The organism is Undibacterium sp. 5I2 (assembly GCF_035019605.1).
Classification (GTDB): domain Bacteria; phylum Pseudomonadota; class Gammaproteobacteria; order Burkholderiales; family Burkholderiaceae_D; genus Undibacterium.
Genome location: NZ_JASJVS010000098.1, coordinates 1 through 7,145, shown reverse-complemented (window position 1 = coordinate 7,145; position 7,145 = coordinate 1). Strand labels below are relative to the sequence as shown.

The 7,145-nt window shown below is 51.0% G+C and carries 7 protein-coding genes and 1 pseudogene; 3 read left to right on the top strand and 5 right to left on the bottom strand.

The window, feature by feature from the left end:
• Positions 1-73: 73 nt before the first annotated feature.
• Positions 74-214: pseudogene (locus tag QN359_RS19065) on the top strand (type II toxin-antitoxin system HicB family antitoxin); the annotation flags it as partial.
• 335 nt (positions 215-549) lie between these two features.
• On the opposite strand, the gene phaR reads toward QN359_RS19065, so the two are convergent.
• From phaR to phaC, 3 genes are all read right to left on the bottom strand, one after another.
• Positions 550-1,107 (bottom strand): polyhydroxyalkanoate synthesis repressor PhaR, encoded by a 558-nt coding sequence (phaR, locus tag QN359_RS19060; protein ID WP_322248710.1) that lies wholly within the window; start codon positions 1,105-1,107, stop codon positions 550-552.
• 264 nt (positions 1,108-1,371) lie between these two features.
• Positions 1,372-2,112, bottom strand: a complete 741-nt coding sequence (locus QN359_RS19055) for a 3-ketoacyl-ACP reductase (RefSeq protein ID WP_322248711.1) — start codon at positions 2,110-2,112, stop codon at positions 1,372-1,374.
• A gap of 106 nt (positions 2,113-2,218) precedes the next feature.
• Entirely contained in the window at positions 2,219-3,937 is a 1,719-nt protein-coding gene (phaC, locus tag QN359_RS19050) for a class I poly(R)-hydroxyalkanoic acid synthase (protein ID WP_322248712.1), read from the bottom strand.
• Positions 3,938-4,071: 134 nt separating this feature from the next.
• Between phaC and QN359_RS19045 the strand changes: the two genes are divergently transcribed.
• Positions 4,072-4,308 carry a hypothetical protein gene (locus QN359_RS19045; RefSeq protein ID WP_322248713.1) on the top strand — a complete coding sequence of 79 codons (237 nt, stop codon included), beginning with the start codon at positions 4,072-4,074 and terminating at the stop codon, positions 4,306-4,308.
• A 6-nt stretch (positions 4,309-4,314) separates the two neighbouring features.
• On the opposite strand, the gene pgeF is transcribed toward QN359_RS19045, so the two are convergent.
• On the bottom strand, positions 4,315-5,103 hold the full coding sequence (pgeF, locus tag QN359_RS19040) for a peptidoglycan editing factor PgeF (protein ID WP_322248714.1): 789 nt from the start codon (positions 5,101-5,103) through the stop codon (positions 4,315-4,317).
• Positions 5,103-6,110 carry an RluA family pseudouridine synthase gene (locus tag QN359_RS19035; protein ID WP_322251127.1) on the bottom strand — a complete coding sequence of 336 codons (1,008 nt, stop codon included), beginning with the start codon at positions 6,108-6,110 and terminating at the stop codon, positions 5,103-5,105. The genes pgeF and QN359_RS19035 overlap by 1 nt, the downstream gene beginning before the upstream one ends.
• A 73-nt stretch (positions 6,111-6,183) precedes the next feature.
• On the opposite strand from QN359_RS19035, the gene QN359_RS19030 reads away from it, so the two are divergent.
• Positions 6,184-6,990: an outer membrane protein assembly factor BamD gene (locus tag QN359_RS19030; protein ID WP_322248715.1), complete on the top strand. Its 807-nt coding sequence runs from the start codon at positions 6,184-6,186 to the stop codon at positions 6,988-6,990.
• Positions 6,991-7,145: the final 155 nt, after the last annotated feature.

Here is a 7,145-nt window from a genome sequence, read left to right as displayed (position 1 = left end):
TTCACTCATGGTCTGCCTCGTCTCTTTTCGACAGACACTAGTTTAAACTGTTGTCCGGATATGTGGATCCACTATAAACATCAGCATTCCCCGCTTTGTTCTTAGCAAGATCGATACTTATGTAGAAAAACGCCACGAAACAAGAAGTGGCTTTCTATCCAGAGCTGCCTTGGACGCAATAAGTAAAGAGTCCAAAGAGGAAGCTGCTACATGATAGATCTTCATCAAAAATCTGACTAGGGTTTGAAACACCGGCCTACAGGCCGGTGAGCGAGGAAGGAGCGACCCGATGGGAAGGGAGGCAAACCCCTTCCAGAGTCTTTTCCAGCGTCGCTTGCGACGATCCATTCAGTTGTCACCCAAGCAAAAAGCCCATCATTTGATGGGCTTTCTTTTTACCTGAAGGCTCTTACGGGCAAGCGAGCGAGATGACCGCCACTTTCGGCATAACGGCAGTTTCTTGGCGGCGTATTTCAGTAGTGCACATAAAGAGTGAGTAAAAAGGTACAAAGCGTATCCACTGTTGTACCTTTTGCATCCGTACTGGCTTTATTTTTTATTCACATCTTCCGGATTAAACGGGAAGGTATTGAACATGTTTTTGGTCTGACTTTGCATTTGTTCTTGCATTTGCACGAACAAGCTTTTGCTTTGATCGATGTAATTGCCCATCATGCCCTGCATCATCGGCCCTTGCACATTCATGAACTGCGTCCACATTTCCGGGCTGAAGGGCTTACCTTCGTAAATGCCTTTGGAATTTTCCGACAATTTGGTTTGAATATCGATGAAAGCCTGCACATTTTTTTCCAGATAATTGCCCATCATTCCTTGCATGGCATGGCCATAATAACGAATGATTTGCGACAGCACGACGCTGGAAAACATCGGTGAGCCGCCGGCTTCTTCTTCCAAAATGATTTGCAACAAGATACTGCGTGTCAGATCTTCGCCGCTTTTGGCATCGATCACCGCAAAATCATCATTTTCGAGCACGAATTGTTTGACATCAACGAGCGTGATATAGCTGCTGGTCTGGGTATCGTACAAGCGACGATTCGGGTATTTCTTGATCAGATGCTGTATTGTTTTTTTGGCGCTGTTCATTGCAATCTCAATTAACGAATCCACATCCCGCTTCGATCGGAAGCCGGACTCAAGCAAGCAAACTCGCGCATTTAAAAGCAAAATGCGATAAGCTGATTGTCCCCATTTTTTTTTGGTTTTTTTGCACCTGCATAGGCACGCCGACTTGGCGACGTACACTGCCGATGGGACTATTCTACCGTATTGCGGCAAAAAATCGGCACACAATCACGCGCAAAGCGCTTTCGCAGACGAAAGCTGCGTGTTTGCGTGCCGAAACACAACTTAACCCATATGCAAGCCACCGTTGATCGAAAAATCCGATCCGGTCGCATAACCACCTTCATTTGAAGCTATCCAAGCGACGATGGAGGCAATTTCCTCCGGCTCGGCAAGACGCTTGACCGGGATACCGCTGACAATTTTCTCCAACACATCCGGACGAATCGCTTTCACCATGTCGGTGCCGACATAGCCAGGCGAGACCGTATTGACGGTGACCCCCTTGGTGGCGACTTCTTGAGCCAAGGCCATCGAGAAGCCATGGATACCGGCTTTGGCAGTGGAATAATTGGTTTGACCGAATTGTCCCTTCTGACCATTGACCGAGGAAATATTGATAATACGGCCCCAGCCACGATCAACCATGCCTTCGATGACTTGTTTGGTGACATTAAAAAGCGAATTGAGATTGGTATCCATGACGGCATCCCAATCTGCCTTGCTCATCTTACGGAATTGGCCATCACGCGTAATGCCGGCGTTATTGACCAAGACATCGACTTCGCCGATTTCTGCGCGTACTTTTTCAAACGCCAAACGGGTCGATTCCCAATCTGAAACATTACCTTCAGAAGCATGGATATCCCAGCCTTCTGCACGCATATCTGCCAACCATTTTTCTCTACGAGGAGAATTCGGGCCACAACCTGCCACCACGGTATAGCCTTCTTTACACAGACGTCTGCAAATCGGAGTCCCGATTCCACCCATACCGCCAGTTACATACGCAACTCGTTTTGCCATATTTGATCTCCTGTTGAATGGTCAATCTTTACACTACTCATGAACCCGACACGCCACGCCATGCAACGCCGCAGCATGCCTGTCTTACTTGCCGAGAGAAGCGAGCTTACTCGGCGCGAACTTTGACATAGCGCCCCGGCGCTGGCTCGATGGCCGGATACGCAGCACTGCCCGGCTTAGTCGGCGCTTTGCGCATGGCGCCACCATGCTCGGCCAGAAATTCTGACCACAGCGGCCACCAACTGCCCGCCACTTCGGTGGCCCCGGCAAGCCAATCAGCGGGCGTGGCGACTGCCTCATCATTGTGCCAGTAACTCCGTTTTTTCTTAGCTGGCGGGTTCACCACGCCGGCAATATGGCCCGAAGCACCAAGTATGAAACGGTTGTTTTTCGCTGCTTGCGGATTGAGCAAACGGGTCGAGGCGAAGGCCGCTTCCCACGGCACGATGTGGTCTTCGCGCGAACCGTAAATAAATACCGGTGCCGCGATACGACCGAGGTCCACCGGACTACCGGCAACCGTCAAGGCACCCGGCTCGCGCAGCTTGTTTTCCAAATAGGTATTGCGCAGATACCAGCAAAACATCGGTCCCGGCAAATTCGTGCTGTCGGCATTCCAATACAGTAAATCGAAAGGCGGTGGCGCTTCACCACGCAGGTAATTCGCTTGCACATAATTCCAGACCAAATCATTGGCGCGCAAGCTGGAAAACGTGCTGGCCAATTCACGACCGGCTAACAAACCACCCTTGCCTATGCTCTTTTCGCGCAAACCGACCTGCATTTCATCGACGAACACATCAAGGATGCCGGTATTGGAAAAATCGAGCAAAGAAGTGAGTAAGCTCAGGCTGCTGACCGGGTGTACCGAGCGCGCAGCCAAAACGGCGAGTGCGGTCGAAATAATGGTGCCGCCTACGCAAAAACCGAAGGCATTGATTTGTTCGACACCGCTGATGGCACGCGCGACCTCGATGGCCTTGATTGCGCCCTCCTCGACATAATCATCCCAGGTCACCTGCGCCAGGCTGTCATCGGGATTGGCCCAAGACACCAAGAAAACCGTGTTTCCCTGCTCGACCGCATAGCGAACCAAGGAGTTTTCCGGCTGCAAATCGAGGATGTAAAATTTATTAATGCATGGTGGTACCATCAATAAAGGACGCTGATGTACGGTCTTGGTCAGCGGCTGATACTGAATCAACTGGAACAAGCGGTTTTCGAATACCACCGTACCGGCGGTGGTGGCGACATTCTGGCCTACTTCGAAAGCCGATTCATCGGTCTGGCTGATGCGGCCTTTTTGCATATCCGCCAACATCTGCGTGATGCCTTTGGCCAGACTCTCCCCCTTGGTTTCTATCAGCTTGGTTTGCGCATCCGGGTTCGTGACCAAAAAATTGGCCGGCGACATGGCATCAATGATTTGCTGCACCGCAAAAAATATTTTTTGTTTTGTTTTCGCCGGCGCTTGCACACTCTCGGCCAAAGCCATTAAAAAGCGCGCATTGAGCAAATACGAGGCGGCGCTGTAAGAGTGCATGGCATGGTTATGCCAACCGGGTGAAGCAAAGCGCTTGTCGCGCAAGTCTGGCAATTTAGAGCTCGCAAAGTCTTGCCAGAGCTGGGCAAATTCGCGCATATAATCATTTTGCAGCTGCGTTAAGGCGGCCTGATCGATAGTGGCCCCGGCTTCTTTGAGTAAATCGAGCACCGGAGCTTGGCTGACGGCGGCCGGCGGTTTCATCCATGTTTGCCAAGGATTTTGTGTGACGAGCTGTGACATCCATTCGGAGTACATAGCTTGAGGATCGAAAGTCTTCATGCGTGTCTCCTGATTTTCGCGTATTGTTGCGGATTCATACCAAGCTTGCGGCTGTATATATGGCTGATAACATTTCCCCTTCAAAACTGCCCGGTTAAGCTACTGATTTCCGATTCACTCCAAAACTTGCTCTCATGTACATTGTCGCCATCGCCTGGGTTTACGTCGTTTTACTCATGGCCATTACAGAACCATCGGTCGTCGCCGGCTGCATGACTTTCCTCATGTATTGTGTTTTCCCATTAACAATAGTTTTATACCTGATGGGCAGCACACTGCGCAAGCACCGGCGTGGCGAAAGTGAAGTTGCAGTGCAACAAAAACAAGTTATTGAAGAAAAATCAGAAAATTCCTACACCGATCAAGCTTGACAGGAATTATTCCAGCCAAATCAAACTGGCCATGCGTCCCGTCACACCATCACGGCGATAAGAATAAAATCGCGCTGCTTCAGTAACGGTGCAATGCTCACCACCACACACCTGGTCCACCCCGACTTGCTTAAGTATCAAACGTGCCAAACCATAAATATCGGCCAGATATTTATGCGGCGCAGCAAATTGCGTGGTATCCACTGATTTTTTCTCGAAATACTGTAAAGTATTCGGGTGTCGAAGTGTAAATAAATCAACAACTTCTTGACCTACCTCAAACTGTTGCGGGCCGATTGCCGGCCCCAACCACGCGCTGATGTCAGCAGCACCGGCAGCACGCATGTGTGCCACCGTTTGCTCCAAGACACCAGCCACCAAACCACGCCAACCTGCATGCGCGGCAGCAACCACTACTCCAGCCTTGTCGCAAAACAATACGGGCAGGCAATCGGCCGTCAAGACCGCACAGACTACGCCGGGAGTAGCAGAAAACACCGCATCGGCAGACTCGCCAGGCAGCAAATTTTCAGCTGGCACAACGCGAATTCCATGAACTTGGGATAAAAATACAGGCTCGGCACCAATTGCCGCCGCGAGCAGACGTCGATTCGCCTGTACCGCGGCCGGCGCATCACCGACATGGTCGCCCAGATTGAGACCGCCAGCGCCATCGAGCGCGCCATAGGGGCCGCCACTGAGCCCGCCAGCCCGCTGTGTGCTGACGGCCTTAATGCGCGGTGGCAATGGCCAATCTGGCTGCAAGCCATGCCAAGCAGACTGCAGCGCCACCATTACAGCGTGATACCAGCGCTGCTGAGCAATTCAGCGAAATCGCTCGCGACTTCCACTTGCCACTCGATATGCTCGCCACTGACCGGGTGAATCAAACCAAGTTTGCGTGCTTGCAAAGCCTGACGCGGGAAAAAGCGTGCCAGATGTTGCTTGCCATACAGAGGATCACCGACTAAGGCAAATTTCAACGACTGCATATGCACGCGGATTTGGTGCGTACGTCCAGTTTCAAGTTGGCAAGCCACCAGGCTGACTGGAAATTTTTCCAGCAAGCCGCTACCTAGTCGTTGAAAATGAGTAATGGCCGGTTTCGCCAACATGCTGCTCGACACTGCCATTTTAATGCGGTCGCGCGGATGCCTGGCCATCGGCGCATCAATGGTACCGGACAAATTCGGCGTACCCCAAACCAGTGCGTAGTATTCGCGCCTGACGCTGCGATCCTGCAACTGACGGACCAAATCGGTATGGGCGATCAAGGTCTTGGCCACCACCATCAAGCCGGAAGTATCTTTATCGAGTCGGTGGACGATGCCGGCGCGTGGTACGCCGAGCAAGACCGGCCAGCGATACAACAAGCCATTGAGCAAGGTGCCGGACCAATTGCCGGCCGCCGGATGCACCACCATGCCGGCCGGTTTATTGATGACGATCAGTGCCTCATCCTCATACACCACCTCAAGGGCGATATTTTCCGGCGCATACGCGCCTTCGTCCGGTGCCGGTTGTGGCACGATCACGATATGCTCGTCACCGAGCACCGTCATCTTGGTCCGACCCGGCTTGCCATCGACCGTGACATGCCCTTCTTCTATCCATTGCTGTATGCGACTGCGTGAATACTGCGGAACCAGCTTGGAAATGGTCTTGTCCAAGCGTTCACCACAGCATACCGGCGTCAGTTTTAATTCGATGTTTTCGACTACGGAAGAAAAATCCTCATCCGCTTCTGCTGCTTCATTCACCAATTCGAGGTCGGTGTCAAGGTCAGAATCTGACAAAATCATTGTTGTAGTAGGCTTCACATTTTTTGTCATCGGCTATAATCCGTAAATTGTTCTCATGCTCACGCACAAATTTATGCACATTAAATCTCTGAAATTACTGGTTTTGGCACTCGCCACCTCCTTATCCTTAGGCGGCTGTGGCGTTTTTAGCGATAAGGCTGACGAGACCAAAACCTGGTCAGCATCAAAATTATACGCTGAAGCAAAAGACGAAATGTCAAATGGCGGGTATGAAAAGGCCATTCAGTACTTCGAAAAGCTGGAATCACGCTTCCCGTTCGGTACTTATGCCCAGCAAGCACAAATGGATACCGCTTACGCTTACTATAAACAGGGTGATCAGGCGCAGGCTTTGGCGGCAGTCGAACGTTTTCTCAAACTGCACCCGAATCATGCCAATGTCGATTACATGTATTACCTGCGTGGGCTGATCAGTTTCAATGACCAACTTGGTCTGATGAATTTCTTGGCAAATCAAGATATTACCGAACGCGATCCGAAAGCCTCGCGCGATTCATTTGATGCATTTAAGCAACTCGCTACCCAATTCCCAGACAGTAAGTATACGCCAGATGCGATCGCGCGGATGAAGTACCTTGTCAATGCTTTGGCGCAATACGATGTTCACGTTGCACGTTACTACCTGCGGCGCGGTGCCTATCTGGCCGCGGCCAACCGTGCGCAATCGGCGATTACCGAGTATCCGAATGCACCGTCGACCGAAGAAGCGCTGTATATTCTGGTCAAATCCTATGATGCCATGGGTATGATAGAACTGCGTGACGATGCCAATCGCGTGTTCACGAAAAACTTTCCGCAAAGCGCTTTCGTCAACGGCACACAGAAACAGAACAAGGTTTGGTGGAAATTTTGGAATTAATCAGCTTGAATTAGTTTGATCAAACGACCGCGCCGCAAAATTGCCGCGCGGTTTTTTTCATCAAAAATCTGACTAGGATTTGAAACCCCGGCCTTCAGAGGCTGTCGCAAAAGCCTGATGGACGTTTTTTACACCTGAAACACCGCATACCTCGT